The sequence below is a fragment of the Neptunomonas qingdaonensis genome (assembly GCF_900113275.1).
GTDB lineage: Bacteria > Pseudomonadota > Gammaproteobacteria > Pseudomonadales > Balneatricaceae > Neptunomonas > Neptunomonas qingdaonensis.
The window spans coordinates 34,892-51,790 of record NZ_FOOU01000021.1; the positions used below are offsets into that span (position 1 = coordinate 34,892).

General features: G+C 44.8%; 17 protein-coding genes. 3 read left to right on the top strand and 14 right to left on the bottom strand.

Annotated elements, in window-relative coordinates; genetic code table 11:
* Window positions 1-32: 32 nt before the first annotated feature.
* The 3 genes from BM099_RS19280 to BM099_RS19290 are packed head-to-tail and all read left to right on the top strand — an operon-like array spanning window position 33 to window position 1,609.
* Window positions 33-515, top strand: a complete 483-nt coding sequence (locus BM099_RS19280; protein ID WP_090730745.1) for a hypothetical protein — start codon at window positions 33-35, stop codon at window positions 513-515.
* Window positions 512-1,120 carry an SCO family protein gene (locus BM099_RS19285; RefSeq protein ID WP_090730747.1) on the top strand — a complete coding sequence of 203 codons (609 nt, stop codon included), beginning with the start codon at window positions 512-514 and terminating at the stop codon, window positions 1,118-1,120. Before BM099_RS19280 ends, BM099_RS19285 begins: the two co-directional genes overlap by 4 nt.
* A gap of 12 nt (window positions 1,121-1,132) precedes the next feature.
* Complete coding sequence (locus tag BM099_RS19290) at window positions 1,133-1,609, top strand: copper chaperone PCu(A)C (protein WP_090730748.1); 477 nt, start codon at window positions 1,133-1,135, stop codon at window positions 1,607-1,609.
* Between the two features lie 173 nt (window positions 1,610-1,782).
* Here the strand turns inward: BM099_RS19290 and BM099_RS19295 are convergent, their stop codons facing one another.
* From BM099_RS19295 to BM099_RS19360, 14 genes are all read right to left on the bottom strand, one after another.
* Window positions 1,783-2,328 carry an elongation factor P hydroxylase gene (locus BM099_RS19295; RefSeq protein WP_090730786.1) on the bottom strand — a complete coding sequence of 182 codons (546 nt, stop codon included), beginning with the start codon at window positions 2,326-2,328 and terminating at the stop codon, window positions 1,783-1,785.
* 39 nt (window positions 2,329-2,367) lie between these two features.
* Window positions 2,368-3,081 carry a hypothetical protein gene (locus BM099_RS19300; protein ID WP_090730750.1) on the bottom strand — a complete coding sequence of 238 codons (714 nt, stop codon included), beginning with the start codon at window positions 3,079-3,081 and terminating at the stop codon, window positions 2,368-2,370.
* A gap of 155 nt (window positions 3,082-3,236) precedes the next feature.
* Complete coding sequence (soxB, locus tag BM099_RS19305) at window positions 3,237-5,006, bottom strand: thiosulfohydrolase SoxB (protein ID WP_090730752.1); 1,770 nt, start codon at window positions 5,004-5,006, stop codon at window positions 3,237-3,239.
* A gap of 68 nt (window positions 5,007-5,074) precedes the next feature.
* The gene (locus BM099_RS19310; RefSeq protein ID WP_090730754.1) at window positions 5,075-5,494 is read right to left on the bottom strand and encodes a SoxAX-binding protein; all 420 of its coding nucleotides are present in this window, start codon (window positions 5,492-5,494) and stop codon (window positions 5,075-5,077) included.
* An 11-nt stretch (window positions 5,495-5,505) separates the two neighbouring features.
* Window positions 5,506-6,372, bottom strand: coding sequence for a sulfur oxidation c-type cytochrome SoxA (gene soxA, locus BM099_RS19315; RefSeq protein WP_090730756.1), 867 nt, complete (start codon window positions 6,370-6,372; stop codon window positions 5,506-5,508).
* Window positions 6,373-6,442: 70 nt separating this feature from the next.
* Entirely contained in the window at window positions 6,443-6,760 is a 318-nt protein-coding gene (gene soxZ, locus BM099_RS19320; protein WP_090730758.1) for a thiosulfate oxidation carrier complex protein SoxZ, read from the bottom strand.
* Between the two features lie 63 nt (window positions 6,761-6,823).
* Window positions 6,824-7,285 carry a thiosulfate oxidation carrier protein SoxY gene (gene soxY, locus BM099_RS19325; protein WP_090730760.1) on the bottom strand — a complete coding sequence of 154 codons (462 nt, stop codon included), beginning with the start codon at window positions 7,283-7,285 and terminating at the stop codon, window positions 6,824-6,826.
* A gap of 36 nt (window positions 7,286-7,321) precedes the next feature.
* On the bottom strand, window positions 7,322-7,684 hold the full coding sequence (soxX, locus tag BM099_RS19330; protein ID WP_090730762.1) for a sulfur oxidation c-type cytochrome SoxX: 363 nt from the start codon (window positions 7,682-7,684) through the stop codon (window positions 7,322-7,324).
* Between the two features lie 88 nt (window positions 7,685-7,772).
* The gene (locus tag BM099_RS19335; RefSeq protein ID WP_090730764.1) at window positions 7,773-8,813 is read right to left on the bottom strand and encodes a c-type cytochrome; all 1,041 of its coding nucleotides are present in this window, start codon (window positions 8,811-8,813) and stop codon (window positions 7,773-7,775) included.
* Entirely contained in the window at window positions 8,797-10,122 is a 1,326-nt protein-coding gene (gene soxC, locus BM099_RS19340; RefSeq protein ID WP_090730766.1) for a sulfite dehydrogenase, read from the bottom strand. Before soxC ends, BM099_RS19335 begins: the two co-directional genes overlap by 17 nt.
* A 496-nt stretch (window positions 10,123-10,618) precedes the next feature.
* Window positions 10,619-11,395, bottom strand: a complete 777-nt coding sequence (locus tag BM099_RS19345) for an enoyl-CoA hydratase (RefSeq protein ID WP_090730769.1) — start codon at window positions 11,393-11,395, stop codon at window positions 10,619-10,621.
* Between the two features lie 86 nt (window positions 11,396-11,481).
* The gene (locus BM099_RS19350; RefSeq protein ID WP_090730771.1) at window positions 11,482-12,240 is read right to left on the bottom strand and encodes a hypothetical protein; all 759 of its coding nucleotides are present in this window, start codon (window positions 12,238-12,240) and stop codon (window positions 11,482-11,484) included.
* Window positions 12,241-12,373: 133 nt separating this feature from the next.
* Window positions 12,374-13,273 carry a tRNA 2-thiocytidine(32) synthetase TtcA gene (gene ttcA / locus BM099_RS19355; protein ID WP_218150153.1) on the bottom strand — a complete coding sequence of 300 codons (900 nt, stop codon included), beginning with the start codon at window positions 13,271-13,273 and terminating at the stop codon, window positions 12,374-12,376.
* 146 nt (window positions 13,274-13,419) lie between these two features.
* On the bottom strand, window positions 13,420-16,899 hold a 3,480-nt coding region (locus BM099_RS19360; RefSeq protein WP_090730775.1), incomplete at its 5' end, for a VWA domain-containing protein.

The window sequence follows — 16,899 nt, forward strand, 5'->3', positions numbered from 1 at the left end:
TCATTAAAATAGATCTGAAAATGGAAATATAGATGGCAAAAAACAAAGCTAGGCAACTTATCAGTGCTTTGATGGGCATAGCTACTCTGGTGGGAATATTGTTGTTACTTTTAAAGCTACCTGACATTCTCAGTGAGTCACAACCGCCGGTGTTATATTCATTAGCGGAAGGTTGTGATCTGAATAACGGTCCATGTACCGCGAGCCAAGGCAATAAAAGCATCTCTGTTGCGATAACCCCAGAGAAAATTTCATCGCTTGTACCTTTGGTTTTTTCTGTCACGCTAACCAATATTAATGCCCAAAGCGTCATACTGGATCTTCAGGGTAAAGATATGTTCATGGGTATTAACCAAATTAAGTTGTCGCCTGCCTCCGACGGAAACACCTGGGAAGGAACAGCAGAGCTAGCGGTTTGCACAACAAACACTATGTTCTGGCGTGCATCCATCTTAGCTTACCCTGATGAGACATCGAATCCTGAGAAAGCCACTTTTGAGTTTGAAGCAAAATGAACAACAGCACACTATCTACACTGCGCATATTGCTGGTATTAACATTATTAATGTTTATTGGTTTGGCGGCGGTTTTCGTCCTCAAACCGCAATCAGTCAACAGCGAAAACATCATCACATTAGGCGGTGACTTCACGCTTGAATCAAATAAAGGCCCCGTCTCACTGAGCGACTATAAAGGAAAAGTTGTTGCCATCTATATCGGCTATGCATCCTGCCCTGATATTTGTCCGACCGCACTGGCCGTCATGACGCAAGCATTTAAGGCGCTGACAGAATCAGAAAAACAACAGGTGGCCGGACTCTTTATCAGTGTTGATCCTGAAAGAGACACACCTGAAAAACTTGAAACTTACGTGAAGTTCTTCAGCCCGATGTTAACAGGCATTACCGGTGATCAAAGCACGATTGACAAGGTAGTCAAACAATACGGTGCGTTCTATCGTAAAGTAGAATTAACAGATTCAGCCATGGGCTATGCCGTAGATCACTCATCCAGAATCTATCTGATTGATACGTCAGGCAAACTCTATAAGCCTCTTTTTCACAACACCTCCCCAACGCAACTATTGACAGAAATACGTACGCTGATCAATCAGAGTTAACAGGAAAACTTTATGAATAAATTACTGCTTTCAAGCGCATTACTGCTTGCTTCTCATTTCGCCCTTGCCGATGTTAATGTTGAGTCGGCGTATGTCCGCGCCGTTCCTCCGGGCCAAATGAACAGCGCTGCTTTTATGCAGCTGAAAAATGAGGGTCCCGAAGACATTTCGCTGGTTGCAGCAAAAAGCCAGGCTGCCAAAAATGTAGAACTACATACTCACACTCAAGATAACGGTGTGATGCGCATGCGACAGGTTAGCGAAATTAGTTTGCCAGCAGGTGAAGCCATCACGCTTCAACCCGGTGGAATGCATATCATGCTGATCGGCTTAACTCAGAATCTGGCTGCCGGTGAAAACATCAGCCTATCGTTAGAGTTTTCAGATGGATCACAACAGGCGCTAGAGGTGCCTGTAGAAGCGATAATGCCTATGCCTATGGAAAAAATGGGTGACATGAAACATATGCACGAGCACAAAGCACAATAAAAAAGATACTAAAAAATCAACAGTAGACGCTCTTCTGGTGAGAAACGCGCCTACTGTTTCGCTCTCTTCGTACTCACTCAGCAATACGCCTCAGTAGTAATGACGAAAAGCCTTTATCCATATCTAAGAGCTTAAATTAGTGGGTTTAGATTAAAGAGATTAGATTAGTGGGCTTATATTAGAGAGAGATCAAAAAGATTCACATTGATAAAATCAGGTGTTTTATAAAAATGACTAATCGCTTTTCGCAATTGTTCGGCACGTTCAGGTAACCCTTTTTGGCTATACTCAATAACTTGCTGATATACCGCTTGCTTGAAGTCAGAAGCATCTGTCGCTTCACCATTTAAATTATCTGCGCTGATGTAAAAACGGTACCCTGCAGCTGTCGATAGTATCCACTCGATAGCCTGTGGCTTGATTTCGACTTGTTCAAAAAGAGTTTGTTGCTCTGCCGTTCGGCCGTCAGGAACATACCAATAGCCAAAATCTTCCAGCTTTCTGCGCTCTTCGCCAGCGATTAGCCAATGCGATATTTCATGTAGCGCGCTGCTATAATACCCATGTGCAAAATAGATCGCATGATAGTCCCGTGAACCGGACGCAGGCAGATACACAGGCTCATCACTGCCTTTCACCAGCCTTGTATTAAATGAACTGGCAAAGCAATCATCAAACAAGGCGATTAAATCTTGATATAGAAAAGTATCGTTACTCAAAGCATTCTCAGAGAAAATAGTTGGCTGATACACGCAAAACTACTGGAACATCAACCACGTATCTTGCTTTAACCACCATGACTGACCCGTGATCTGATCAATACGTGCTACCACATAGCCTTTTACATCTTTATCGGCACGTAACAGTTGTATAGAAAACACGGAAGGAATGACCTCTTCAGATTCATTCAATAAATTCCAACGGCCCTGATCAGCCAGCCAGGATTCGCCGGTAAGCCGGTCATAACGGATAAGTACCCACTCACCTTTAGCGGTATAGCCCGATGCCAATTGATACTGCGCATCGCTGCGTTTAAGCAAGGTATTCAATCGTGCGGTTAGCTGATCAAGATCAGGTTTTTCAGTCGTGGACGCAACACCCGTACCTGCTTCTTCGCCCGTAGCAACAGATTCGCCAGACTTATTAGCCAGCATTTGTAAACGCGCCAGCAAGATTTGTGACGTTTGTTTCAGCTCAAAAGTATCCGCTTTAATCTGTATTATCTGTTCCTGCATAGTGGACAACTGCCCTGACAGATATTCAATATTATCTGTTCTGGCAGGTTTTGCAGCAACTGGAACCTGTTGTTTAACGGGTTCAGGCGCAGCAGTTTGTTGTGCGCTGGCGCCAGCGTCTGACGGTCCAGTTGAGGGTTCAGTTGCGCCACTCGAAGCAGGTACCACAGAGGCTGTTTGGCAGCCCGATATTAACAAACACAGTGTAATGACAGAAAAACAGGACTTGAACGTCACAAAACCTTCTCCATAATCAATTTGATCGCTATTCTAGCAAAACAGACAGGACAAAACAGATTTAACCAGTAGGCTCAATGATATGATTTGAGGTGAGAACGGAAAATCACCAGGAGAACAGGCGCTCTCCCGGTTTATTCATAATCTATACTAGTTCAGGCGGGGTAATCGACTATTCCCGGGTTACCCTCAACATTTTTCAGTTTCGGCGTATTCAGTTTATCAATACTCGCCACCTTGCGGTCTTTAAGGTATTCAGCCACCACATCCCAGATATCAGCACCTTCTGAGCGCGCACCGACCGTTGCCCAGCCACTCACTTTATAAGATTTATCAGCTTCAATCTTCTCGCCATTGTCCAGTGTCATTTCAGTGATGCGCTTGCCGATAGTCTCAACCGGATCACAGACATAATCAAAGCCGCCTACACGTACCATATCGCCACCAGATTGAAGATAGGGCTCTGGATTAAATAAATTGTCAGCAACATCCTCCAGAATTAACTTGAGTTCAGAACCTTTCATCTCACGTACGTATGTTTCAGGATAAGTCAGACACGTCTGATCCAGTACATGCTCCATGGTTACCATCTGTCCTTTCAAGACGGTTGTTCCCCAGCGAAAGCCTGGTGACAGCGAGATCTGGGCATCATTTACTGAACGTAATGCATCACAAATAACCTGATCGAATGTTCCGTTAAAGTTACCACGACGGAACATCAGCTCATCAGCCGGTGCCAATGCTTCCGTTAACCAAGGAAGGTAAGGTTCACGAATATCCGTGATTAATTGAGCCATCGCGGCATCAGGTGCCAGTAATTCAGAAAATACCGGCATTAAACGATAGCGGAAATCCTGAACTTTCCCTTCGCGTATATCCAGATCCATAACACCTACAAATTTACCATTGGACCCCACATTACAGACCAGTGTTTTACCTCCGTTATTTTTAACAATAGTCGGTGCAGGTATACCATCATGCGTGTGGCCACCGAGAATCACATCAACACCGGAAACACGATTTGCCATCGCCAGATCTACATCCATACCGTTGTGCGACAGCACAATAACGGCATCTACATTTTCTGACCCACGAATGTGATCCACTTGCTCCTGTAGACGGTCATCGTAAATATCAAACGTCCAGTCCGGGATAAAACGTGCAGGATTGGCAATTTTAGTCCGAGGAAATGCCTGCCCGATGATGGCGATACGTGCACCGCCAATTTCGCGGATACTGTAAGGCTGGAAAACGTGCCCGGTATCTTCATCATGAATATATTCATCGGCACCCTCAAACAGCGCATCTTCGGTAATAAATACATTCTGCGCTAAAAATTCTCCATCAAATGCTTTGATGTTCTTAAGAATCTCCTCCTGATGATAGGTAAACTCCCAATGACCCGTCATAACATCGACGCCCAATTCATTGGCCGCTTTGACCATATCCATTCCACGGGTTTTATAGGAAGTACCCGATCCTTGCCAGGTATCACCGCCATCCAGCAATAAGGTTTTTTCACGTCCGTAAGATTCACGTAAGCGCTCGACCAGCGTTTTGATATGCGCAAAACCACCCACTTTTCCGTATTTGGCCGCCGCTTCTTCATACTGTAAACAAGAGAATGCATGTGCCTCTAAAGAGTTTGGCGTAATGCCGAAGTGGTTTAAAAGCTTATCTCCCACCAGATGAGGTGCCTGCCCTTGTGCCGCCCCCATACCTAGATTGACATTTGGTTCTCTGAAATAGATAGGAAGCAACTGCGCATGGCAATCTGTCATATGCAATAAACGAACATTACCAAAATTGGCTACCTCATACGGATCAGCTGAATGCTTTGTTGCGGCAAACCCGGTTGAGGGCAAAACACCAGCAGCACCAGCAAGGCCTAAAAGTTGTGCGAACTCACGACGAGACATGGACATATAATCACCTTCGGGGCAAAAAAATACCCGCAGCAGCACCGCCACTACAGGTATTTTTTGATAGCATGTTATTGAGGTACGGAGAGGTGCCAGTTTTTCTCAGCATCAATTTGCTGCTGCACACCTAAACGGGCATGATATTTGGCCTGTGCTGCCAAAGTTAGCGCTTTGCTATAATCACCTTCAGCCGAAGCCGCCTCAGCATCTTTGATAATGCCTTTGGTTAGTTTCCACTCAAAACCAACCTTGGCTGCTGCTTCATTTTCAGCTTTGGCTTTAGCTATCAGTGCATCAGCATTTTCTTTAGTGGCTTCAACACTCGCCTCGATCTCTTCCGGATGATTGGTTGAATATTCCTTACCTTCCCAGCTAAAGGTGTGCCCTTTACCATACATCGCACGATTCATTTCGAATACTTCATCATACGTTTCAGCCATGGCCACGTTAGGCAGAAGAACAATAGCCATCATTGTTATTAATTTTTTCATCTGAGCATCTCCTATTTACGTGAACCCGGGCCATTAACAACCAAACCATTGCTCATGTACGTCTGGAAAAACTCCAGATTGCGAAACGTTGTACTCTGCATATCCAACGGTTTTGAACGGCTATCCTGATGGCAGCCTTTATAACGACGATGCAAAGTCCCTAGTTCTCCCCATTTTGAACGAAAGACAGGGAAGTGGCTGGGATGGCCTAACGCTGGACCGGCCAGATCTGCCCGAATCCGGATATTTGACCCCTGCAAATGACAATTTGAGCAGGATAAGTTCAGCTGACCACGCTTTGTATAGAAGAACTCCTTACCATCAAGGTAAGCGGCCAACGCCTCTTTATCACCTTCTGGTATTTTGATATCAAACACCTTACCCCGGGATGTCCAGGCCATATATGCAGAGACTTTAGCTATCGCACCTTTTCCCCACTTCAATGGCGCTTCGCCATTATTCTCACGGCACTCGTTGATTTCCTGCTCTAAGGTTTTCACCGTACCTTGTTCTTTGTTCCAGTACGGGAAGTTTTGTCGTATACCGATCCCTCCGTTCTCAAAACAGTCGGCATATCCTTTACCGTTGGCAAACGGCGTATTAAATAATCGTTCGCCTTCTTCGACATCAAATTCGTAGGGTGGAAACTCTTCAAGTTCTTCCCATTGGGATCTGGAATCCGCATCCACTGCATAAATACCATTAACATAATCTGACAACTCAGAATCAGGAAAGCGGCTTTGATAGTAGCTTCGCAACGCCATACGATCCGCTTCAGGGTTAACAGTATCCAGCGTCGTACCCGACCCTGCTGCAGCTACAAGCTGTGAGCCCATGATAAGACTCATACCGATCGTTAAATTTTTTATTATTCTCATTCGTTAGTACTCCACCCTTAGCATCGCCGGGTTAAGCAAGCCCCTTAGTTAGTTATCGGGGCCGCTCTGATTATTTAATCGCCGCGGTCTCTGTACCTGTTTTGCCTGTACTCTCAATCCAGTCCATGGTCATTTCATCACCACTGGCACCACCCTCGAAAGAGAATGCAAAGTAAGGGTTTTTAGAAACAGCCGGCCCCAGATTAGCTTCAAATACTACTTTATCGGCGAGTTTTACAATCAGAGTCTGTAAAAATAACGCGGGAATTAATTCACCCGTTTTAGCATCTTTTCGTTGGCCTGACTCCATAACATGTTTAGCCATCATCTTGACACTGGTGTTACCACCAGAAGATTTTGCTTTAACTTTTAAAATACCTTTAGCCATCTCAGTTTCTCCAAATTCGTATTAACCGGCGCAACTTAGCTCTTGTAACTTAAGCCTCGCGACTTAACCGCCACAACCACCGATAGTCACTTTCACTTCTTTAGCGGCACTGTAAAGTTTGCCATTTGCTTTTACTACAGCGGTTACTTTGGTTGATTTACCCATACGTACGCGGGTAGACACATCGGCTTTAGTTCCTGCCGGAATAATAAACTCAGCAGCTAATGGTGAAGGGTTACCCTCAATAAAAATACTCATAGACTCAACACCTGATAAGGTCGAGACTACTGTTACCGGAACAACAGCGCCATTTTCAGCAATATCAGGCGCTTTTAATGTCACTTCTGCACTTTCTTCAGGTGTAGCCGAGTCGAATAAAGCATTCATGGCGGCTGTTTGCTCTTTCGCCTGAAAAGCATCTTTACTCCATGCGGCAAATGCAATTTTTGGCATCAATACACTGGCACCGATCAATGCCCCACCGGTTGCAATGGCTTTCACCACCGTTCGACGATTTATACTCATTTTCTCTATCCTCTGACTTCATCTACTCGTGGCAGATCAAAACTGGTAAATGTACTCAACAACCGCATCAATTTCTTCTTCTGAGAGAATCCAATGCTTACCGAGTGGCGGCATAATAGTAATTGGATTTGTTTTGCTCGCATCCCATATTTGTGCACGTAGCAAGCGTTTATCAGGAAAACGTTGTGCCATAGCAACCATAGGTGGCCCCTGATTACCTGGAAGATTAGCGTCCGGATCGTTTATCTGATGGCAAGAGATACAGTTACCTCTTGATTTACCCATATAAACAGCCTTTCCTTCAGCGATAACGTCGTCCACTGTGGCCGCACTCGCAGGTGCTGTCGCTATCAACGCCAACAAGCCTGCTGCGCACATCGAAGTGGTCAGTTTACGCATTCGTTTCTCCTCTGAAACTGTCTTAACTGACAGATTTTTTTATTGTTATAGAATAAAACGCTTTAAAAATATTTATTATCCTGGCCTTTTACTTACTTACGCGACTCAACTCGACCATATAGATGACCGCTTCTTCAACCTGCTGATCACTCAGATCAACACGCCCGCCTTTAGGTGGCATGATGCCAGAAGATCCACTAAAGCCATTAATCGCATGCCCCACTAATACAGAGATACCCTGTTTAACACGCGGTGCCCACTCTTCATGATCGCCCAGCTTAGGTGAACCTGCTATGCCTGAACCATGACAAACTTTGCAGGCATTTTCAAATATCTCTTTGCCGGCAACTGCTTTATCCGATAATTCAACAGGCTTGGCATCATCAATGTCGCTTGAGTCCTCTCCTGTCAGAGCCGCTTTACGTGCATGGGCTTTTTCTCTTTCAAGCTCTTCCTGCCCCTCATGAGAAGCAGCGGGCGCATCCGCACCTTCAATAAAGTGACCAACGGGAGTAATCCCTGATAACGTTCCCTGTATCGTCATGGTTTTAGGGTCATCACACGCTTTCATACAACGCTTATTGTGGCCATCGGGTCTTGGGTCGTCAAAGAAGCCATCTTTATTCGGCATTTCTATTTGTGCAAGATTCTCATTAGTTAACACAAAGTCATCTTCAACTATTTCATTCAGGTATAACACATAAGCCGTTAATTGATATGTCTGCTCATCCGTCAATGAACGTGGAGCAGTAAAAGGCATCGCACGTCGAATATAATCGTACAACGTCGATGCATATGGCCAATATGACCCCACTGTTTTAGTTGGTCGCTCGTCTTTCAATGTGCCAAAACCGCCTGCCAATACAGGCCAGCGCGCCTCGCCTTCACCAAAAAAACCATGACAGGTTGCGCATAACTGTTCATATACAACCTCACCATCAGCAACACTACCCTCTCCGGGAGGAAGCCCTTTACCATCCGGACGAATATCGATATCCCACCCTGCGATCTGCTCCGGTGTGGCCGTCTGACCAAATCCATACTTTTCTGCGGCGTTGACAGGTAGCGCAATAAATAATGCGGCACCCAGTAATGAAGATATGGCTGTTTGCTTAAGAGATCTGTACATTAGTGACCTCCCCATTGGCCGCAACCTGCCACGTATGAATAGAGTTTTTATGGTATATCGAATTGCCACCGCGTATTTTACGTAACTGCTTTAATGTAGGTTGCACATAGCCAGTTTCATCGATAGCTCTGGCTTGTAATAACCACGGCTGGCCATCCCATTTAGTGACGAGGCTGAAGCGAGTTAACGCTTTGGCTAGTACTAAACCTTTCAATTTCGCAGGCGTCCAGCTAACACCGCCATCAAAGGAGACGTCTACCTGTTTAATCTTACCCCGGCCTGACCAGGCAACACCTTCAATCTCAATCAAGCCACTCTGCTTAATAGGATTCTCAGGACACGGGTTAGTAATAACGGAATTGGTTTCCTGCACAAAAGAAAACTTACGGGCACGTCCATCAGGCATTAAATCCGTGTATTTAGATGTTTCCTCACGGTGATACCAGGGCTTATCGCCTATTTCTAAGCGGCGTAACCATTTAACAGAGGTATTCCCTTCCCAGCCAGGATTAATTAAACGCAACGGATAACCTTGTTCAGGACGAAGCATTTCACCATTCTGAGCATAAACAACCAAGGTATCATCTAATGCTTTTTCAAGTGGAATTGAACGGCTCATGTGAGCACCATCAGCACCTTCTGCGAGAATCCACTTACCTTCCGGCTGAACGCCCACTTCTTCAAGCAACGTCCGCAAGGGTACGCCGGTCCATTCACAACAACTCAACATGCCATGAGTGAACTGCAACGCTTCCATCTGCGCACCTTTCCACTCCATTCCACCATTGGCCGGACATTCAATAAATTTGATTTCAGAGACCGATGGAAAACGCATTAAATCGGCCATGGTAAAAATAATCGGCCTATTCACAAGACCATGAATAATTAAACGATGTTCTTCAGGGTTTATCTGAGGCACGCCGGCATGATAACGCTCAAAGACCAGGCCATTAGGTGTAATAATGCCTTTAAGATCCTGCAGTGGAGACATAGAGATTGAAGAAATAGATTCAGCGGTTAACCAGGGAACTGTACGACGAACCACATGGCTTTCATACTGAGAAGGCTGTCCATAAGGAAACTCAACCACGCCGTGCCCAAGCATTTTACTCCACTTAGGCTCCATTGGTGGAAGGTTGCTAGTGTCAGCTATTGCTTGAGTCGCTGAGAATGTGGCCGCTAAACCACCCACTGTCATGACACCTTTTCGCAGAAAGTCGCGTCGCTCATTAATAGAAAGCCCTTCAGACTCTTTCGCGAGCTGTGCCATCAGATGACGAGTACCGGGCCTCTTGATAATTCTGGACATTACACCTCCGAATATTCACGCTAATTTTTGATTATTATTATTATGCATAGCACTTCTATTTCTTGCTTATATCGTGCCGCACTGGCTGCACACTTTTGCCGGGATTCTCAGGTAAAAATAATGCAATGATTAATCTCGTTTTTTATTATTTTTTGATATAAGCATATAATAGATAATACAACATTAGCACATCCTAAAACAAAATGAGATAAAATAACAAGCTACATCTTATATTTCTAATACTTAATTAGTCTAAAAAAAAGAAGATTTATGAGCTCAATTACGCAAGATATCAGGCTTTTAATACCTATCAGCGCAAGGTAGAAATAGCCGTACAGAAAAATAGCCACGATAAAGATTCGTCGCCGTTTTGACATGTCTGTAAAGGGATGCAGGGAAATGCAGAGAAATACAGCAATAAATATTTTTTGAAAAATAGCGGGAATAGGCAGGCATTCACCTGCCAAATCAATAGCAGCTTAGCTAAAAGGCTGTATTAGCAGTGCTTCCATGTGGGAGCACGCTTGCTAATAAACGCGTCAATCCCTTCTTTAGCATCGTCAATCATAATATTTTCGGTCATTACCCGGCTACAACGGGCATAAGCATCAGCCAAAGGGAGCTCTTTTTGTTCATAAAATGCTTTTTTACCGATAGCGAGTGTTTTCCTCGACTTACTCGCAATCAATGTTGCGACACCGTCCACATAAGCGTCTAAGTCACTATCAGCTATCACTTTATTAACTAATCCCATTTGCTCAGCACGAACCGCATTGATCAACTCTCCTGTCAGTAACAATTCCATTGAATGTTTCTGTGAAACCGCTCTGGACAGTGCAACCATCGGCGTAGAACAAAACAAACCAATATTGACTCCCGGTGTACCAAAACGCGCTGATTCTGCGGCATAAGCGAGATCACAGCTGGCGACCAACTGACAACCCGCCGCCGTTGCCACACCGTGAACCTGAGCAATAACCGGCACAGAAAGACTAACAATACGCTGCATCATCTGGGAGCAGGTATCAAAGGTACATTCGTAAAAAGACTCCTCGCCTGAATCGAGCATCTCTTTCAAGTCATGTCCGGCACAAAATCCTTTACCGTCACCTTTTATCACAACAACCCGGACTGAAATGTCTTCATCAAGTAAGTTCAACTGATCAATCAGTACAGTCATAAGTGCCATTGATAAGCTGTTATAAGAAGTGGCTCGGGATAAGGTTAACGTCGCGACGCCGTTTGCATCAGTGCGTTGGATTAATTCGCTCATTTCAAACCCTCTTATTTAATAACCTGTTCTTGAAAGCCAGTTTTTACTAAAAGACACAAGACAAAAGTGCTAAAAAAAAGACACTGCTACCTTTGCATTGACCCTTCCTGAAGCAGCTCACGTACTCGCCAAGCGGCTAATAACATGGATGCGAGGCTGCCATAAAGATTGATTAAAATCAGACCTGCTGAACCAGCATCATCCGAATGTTGATAATTAACATGTGCTCTATCGACAATAAAACTATCGATGGACGCGAGTGTTCCACCACAGCCAGTTATCAGCTGTTTAATCACAAGGTAGTGTTTTTTCCCGGGAGATAACAATAAAGAGCGTTCTGTCAATGTTGCGATGACTGACAAATCGTGCTCCTGCGGATCAGGAACAACTTTTAGATTTTTCAGAAGCTGGTAACACAAGTTTTCGACGAGTGACTTCATTTGTTGTACTGCTACATCCGGGCTTTTAAGCACCAATTCAGATGCACTTGACCAAACGGCATGTAGCTTTTCTTCATCAATGAGTGGATAAGCGGAGCCGACAGATGCAGAACCTTGTTCACCTTGCGGTGCGATTTTGTCTAAAAAAATCTGAAACTGCTCAACTACATAGGCCTTTCTGTCCTCATGTGAAGCGTAGTTATATCGCATGCTATGCCATAAACCAGGTAAGTCAGCATGCTCTATAACCATTTTTGGGACAATTTCACTGGTCTCAGGCAGCCCCATAAAATATTGCCGCAACTTATGATAATCTGACTCATTGACGTTACGGCCCGTCACATGCGCAACGAGCAAGTTTCGCAAATAAACGGCTCTCGGGTAAACCTTACTGGTATCGCTCATATTCCCTCATGAGTTATATAAAAGGATTTATTCATAGCATAGTACTGCATCATGATGAACACTTTCTCAGTTCTACTCTGTGCTTCAGTATAAAGCAGGAAAACTATTTATACAGCAATCCTGCATGGCCACTTCATACTGACAAAATATCAATCATTTCAGGCATATGGTTATTTTCCGCCCCACTTTGCATGGCGGGATTGATTCCATGCCGATAACCTACTTCCAGGGATTTAAAGTCAAACAACTCGGCATCCGCCAGATGGGAAGGCACAACATTTTGTAATGACCTGAACATTGTTTCTATTCGGCCCGGCGACTGCTTATCCCACGCTTGCAGCATCTCTTTTATTATTTGACGCTGTAACCCATCTTGTGAGCCACATAAATTGCATGGAATAATAGGAAATTCTCTTAACTCAGCATACTCCGCTATATCCTTTTCCCTGGCATAGGCCAGCGGCCTGATGACCATATTTTTCCCGTCATCAGAGACCAATTTGGGAGGCATCCCTTTTAATTTCCCGCCATAAAACATGTTGAGAAAAAATGTCTCAAGGATATCATCGCGATGATGTCCTAACGCTATTTTATTAGCGCCGATCTCTTCTGCAAAACCGTATAAGGTTCCGCGACGCAAACGAGAGCAAAGTGCGCAGGTCGTTTTACCTTCGGGTACCACGGACTTAACAACAGAGTAGGTATCACGTTCAACAATATGAAACGGCACACCAACAGACTCCAGGTACGCAGGTAATACGTGTTCAGGAAAACCCGGTTGCTTTTGATCTAAATTCACCGCGACCAGCTCAAAAGAGATAGGCGCATTACGTTGTAAATTCATCAAAATATCCAGCATGGCATAAGAGTCTTTACCACCGGATAAACACACCATGATTTTGTCACCGTCTTCAATCATATTGAAGTCAGCTATCGCTTTACCCATCTCCCGACGCAGACGTTTCTGAAGCTTATTCATGCGTAGCTTCATTTTTTTATCCAAACTTACATCGGTATCAATCTGTTCAGTCATCAGTGCAAAATTCATAGGTTGTTAAAAAAGGGGAATTATAAAAGCGCTCAGTATAACGAAAAGATAATCACTGCCCCAATCTATTTTCAGAACAATAAAAAAACCCCCAGCTTTTATACTGGGGGTTTTATGTAGCAGCGCATCAATTAGTCAACGATCAACTGATTATTGTCGAGTAACTGAAGAATAATATCTGCATCAGTCTGGACGCCAGCATTTAGCTCTGTGACACCATTGAGGGTTATCACTTGATCTGCATTAGAGCCTGTGGCATCAATCCCTCCATCAGATTTTATGTAGACAACCGTGTTACCGGCAGATTCCTCAAAATGCAGGTATTGATCAAGCGTCGTATCAGTTTCTCCCTGCAGCAAATCACTGAGATCCAGAACGTCTTTTTCATCGCCGGCCGTGTTATAAACAGCAAAATCAGTAACGACATCATTACTTGATGCGGTTCCTTCAGACCAGATAAAGAGGTCATCTCCGTCACCACCTGTGAGAATATCGTTTCCAGCACCACCGAGTAACTGATCCTCGCCTGCTGTGCCTACCAGCGTATCATCCTGATCTGTACCCGCGATGCGATTTTGCTGGATAACATTTAATGTCAATACACCCACATCAGTATCACCATCTGAATCAACGACCGTGTAACTGAATGCTTCATCTGAAGGCAGCGATTGGTTCTCTCCTGCCTGATAGCTATAACTACCATCCTGCATATCAAGAACAAGCAAACCTCCTTTGTCTGTAGATACAGTAATCACTGATCCTGAAACAGAAGTTCCATCGCTATCCACCTGATCGGTCACTGGATTATACGTGTAATCAATGCCATCAACTGTCACAAGCTGCATATAACCGCCGTCCGCGCCAAAACCGGCCCCCAGTGCTAGCAGACCGCCGGCCAACAAATTGCCCTGGAAAGGCTCTGCAACAATAGTACTCTGAAGCGTAGATTCTAACTGGCTGAGGTCACTCACAATAATTGCAGTGGCAGCCTGAGAAGTCTTACCATTGTAAGCAATTGAATTCAGGTTTGATGCGGTTACACCTGTTCCCATCCCTAGCGCTAACGAATTAATCTCATTGGTATTTAAGAAATTTTCCCAGATTGTCTTTTCAGCAGACTGGATACCATCATCTGAATTACCTCCACCAGATTGATTAGTGAGTCCGTTAGTGTTCCCGTCGCTTCGGTTAGGTACACCGTCCGAGAAGAAGTAAGAAATATTCTGAGCTTCAACCAACTTGCCCGGATCAGTGAAAGCATCCATCGCCTGCGCCAACGCAGCATCATAGTTAGTAGAGCCACCGTCAGATAAACTAGCAATAATGGTTTTGGCTGTTGCTATATCTACCCAAAGCGCCTGCTGCTCGTCTGCCGTGGAGGAAAAAGTAACTATGCGAACTTTTACATCACCATTATCTGCATAACCATCCAGCAAAGCATTCATCGACTGCTGGGCAATCTCTAACCGGCTGTACTCGTCGGTACTATTGGGTTTAAGAACGCCTGAGTCCCAACCCATACTTCCAGACACATCAATCACAAGAAGCAAATTGGTATCAGTCTCAGTAATGACAATATTTTGTGCTGCTGAATTACTCGCCTCAGGCGAATCATCCTCAACACTGACATTAATGGTTGCCTGGCTAGTATTACGCCCATCGGAAATGTCTACACCAAATCCAAGATTTTGAACATTTTCAGAAGCCGCATCTGAGTGATCAATCGGCGCTTGAAGGTCTACCGTATAATTAACCGTATGACTGGCACCACTACTAGTAACCGTTGATAGGCTGACTGTCATGACAACATCCCCTGCTGCGGTCGATCCGGTGAGTACCTGAGTGCCCGCACTCCAAGTCCATGACACCGACTCGCCACCAGAGGTAATTCCTGAGGGACCTGTCAACGCAACCGTGAATGCAGAGCTATCTGCATCAACAAAACTGAGGGTGCCCATGCTAGTCGCGCTATCGGTTGTATCAGGCGTACCGAGAGTATCAACCAACCCGTCGGACAAGCCTTCTTCAGACACCGAAATACTGGACGGTGCTGTAATTTGAGGAGTATCACCGAAGTCACGCGACACATTTAGATGAACCGTACCCGATGTTACATCTCCATCGCTATCTTGCATTGTGTAAATAAAGCTTTCAGTAAGCGCATTGACCAATGCGGGGTCGGCTACATAAGAATAGTTTCCGTTTTCCATATTAATGGTCAACATACCATTATTGTCAGTCGTCACAGTAAATGATTTATCGCTACTGACTGTTCCACCTGAGCTATTAGTGACAACCAGAGTGTCTGTGCTATAGCTATACACTTCACCATCTATTTCGATGGTACGAACATACCCATAACCATCGGCACCAAAACCGCCTACAGCCAGTGAACCAAACAAGTTTCCGACTGTAGGCTCTGCAATAGTTTCAAGAAGTATATCGGTCAGGTTAGACCCAGCAGCAGTCGCATCAAGTGCAGGACGCTCCTGACTATCCACACCGTTGTAAGCAACAGGCTCAAGTTTCGCCAAACTCGCACCACCGAAACCAATCGCATAGGAATCAATAGTATTGCTGACAAGGAAAGACTCCCATTCAGCTTGCTCAGCACTTTGTATTCCAACATCCGGATTAGTGGTACTACCCGCGCCAATCGTACCATCCGGATTTACCCATGCAGTAGGTGCGCCATCCGAGATGAAGTATGAGACATTATCCCCGCCTGTAATTTTCCCATTCGTTTCAGCGAAGGCGGTCTGAGCTTCCTGCAACGCCGCATCGTAGTTAGTCCAACCACCCATATCGCTATTAGTTAGTGCATTAATATAAGCAATAGCTGCACTACCACTGATCCAGCCAGCGTCACTCGGTGTATTTGAACTCGTAGAGAAAGTAACCAACTGCACTGCGACTTCACCAATTGCGGTATAAGCCTGTAACATATTAACCAAAGCAGATTTCATTTCTGTCAGGTTGCTACCACTCATACTCCCTGAGAAATCCATTACCAACATCACGTTGGTTTGAGCTTCTGGTATAACAATTGAGTCGTAAATATCTCCACTGACAGGCCTGTCATCCTCTATATTCACGACGAAAGTATTGGTATCGGTATTCAGTCCGCTATCTGAAACAGACACACCAAAATTCAGGGACAAAATATCCTCAGCACTGTTAATCGGGTGATCAACAGGGGCTTTCAAATCTATCGTATATTCAACAGAGTGGTTACCACCTGAAGTCGGAACAACAGTCCCCAAACTAACGGTCAAAACAACAGTACCTGATGGAGTACTACCCGTGAGAACCTTCGAACTAGCATCCCAATCCCAGCCCACTGTCTCGTTATTAGATAATAGACCGGCAGGCCCACTAAGAACAATATCGAAAGCAGTATCGTCCTGATCAGTAAAGTTTAAGGTACCCACTACAGATGCAGAGTCCGTTGTATCTACGGGTGTACCGCTATTATCTGCCAGACCTTTGAACAGACCTTCTTCAGAAACTGATACTGGATCAGGTGTGGTGATGCTTGGTGTATTGTCATTATCAACAATTGTGCTGACAACACTGTTGGCGCTGGCATCTGCCGCGATGTTTTCAAAGTT

What these genes read in the sequence shown, in the direction of transcription:
- soxX (WP_090730762.1), bottom strand. Translation starts at nt 7,684, where the DNA reads ATGCGTAAACTGACCACTTCGATGTGCGCAGCAGGCTTGTTGGCGTTG.
- BM099_RS19310 (WP_090730754.1), bottom strand. Translation starts at nt 5,494, where the DNA reads ATGAAAAAATTAATAACAATGATGGCTATTGTTCTTCTGCCTAACGTG.
- soxC (WP_090730766.1), bottom strand. Translation starts at nt 10,122, where the DNA reads ATGTCCAGAATTATCAAGAGGCCCGGTACTCGTCATCTGATGGCACAG.
- BM099_RS19280 (WP_090730745.1), top strand. Translation starts at nt 33, where the DNA reads ATGGCAAAAAACAAAGCTAGGCAACTTATCAGTGCTTTGATGGGCATA.
- BM099_RS19285 (WP_090730747.1), top strand. Translation starts at nt 512, where the DNA reads ATGAACAACAGCACACTATCTACACTGCGCATATTGCTGGTATTAACA.
- soxB (WP_090730752.1), bottom strand. Translation starts at nt 5,006, where the DNA reads ATGTCCATGTCTCGTCGTGAGTTCGCACAACTTTTAGGCCTTGCTGGT.
- soxY (WP_090730760.1), bottom strand. Translation starts at nt 7,285, where the DNA reads ATGAGTATAAATCGTCGAACGGTGGTGAAAGCCATTGCAACCGGTGGG.
- BM099_RS19290 (WP_090730748.1), top strand. Translation starts at nt 1,133, where the DNA reads ATGAATAAATTACTGCTTTCAAGCGCATTACTGCTTGCTTCTCATTTC.
- BM099_RS19350 (WP_090730771.1), bottom strand. Translation starts at nt 12,240, where the DNA reads ATGAGCGATACCAGTAAGGTTTACCCGAGAGCCGTTTATTTGCGAAAC.
- soxZ (WP_090730758.1), bottom strand. Translation starts at nt 6,760, where the DNA reads ATGGCTAAAGGTATTTTAAAAGTTAAAGCAAAATCTTCTGGTGGTAAC.
- ttcA (WP_218150153.1), bottom strand. Translation starts at nt 13,273, where the DNA reads ATGACTGAACAGATTGATACCGATGTAAGTTTGGATAAAAAAATGAAG.
- BM099_RS19335 (WP_090730764.1), bottom strand. Translation starts at nt 8,813, where the DNA reads ATGTACAGATCTCTTAAGCAAACAGCCATATCTTCATTACTGGGTGCC.
- soxA (WP_090730756.1), bottom strand. Translation starts at nt 6,372, where the DNA reads ATGAGAATAATAAAAAATTTAACGATCGGTATGAGTCTTATCATGGGC.
- BM099_RS19345 (WP_090730769.1), bottom strand. Translation starts at nt 11,395, where the DNA reads ATGAGCGAATTAATCCAACGCACTGATGCAAACGGCGTCGCGACGTTA.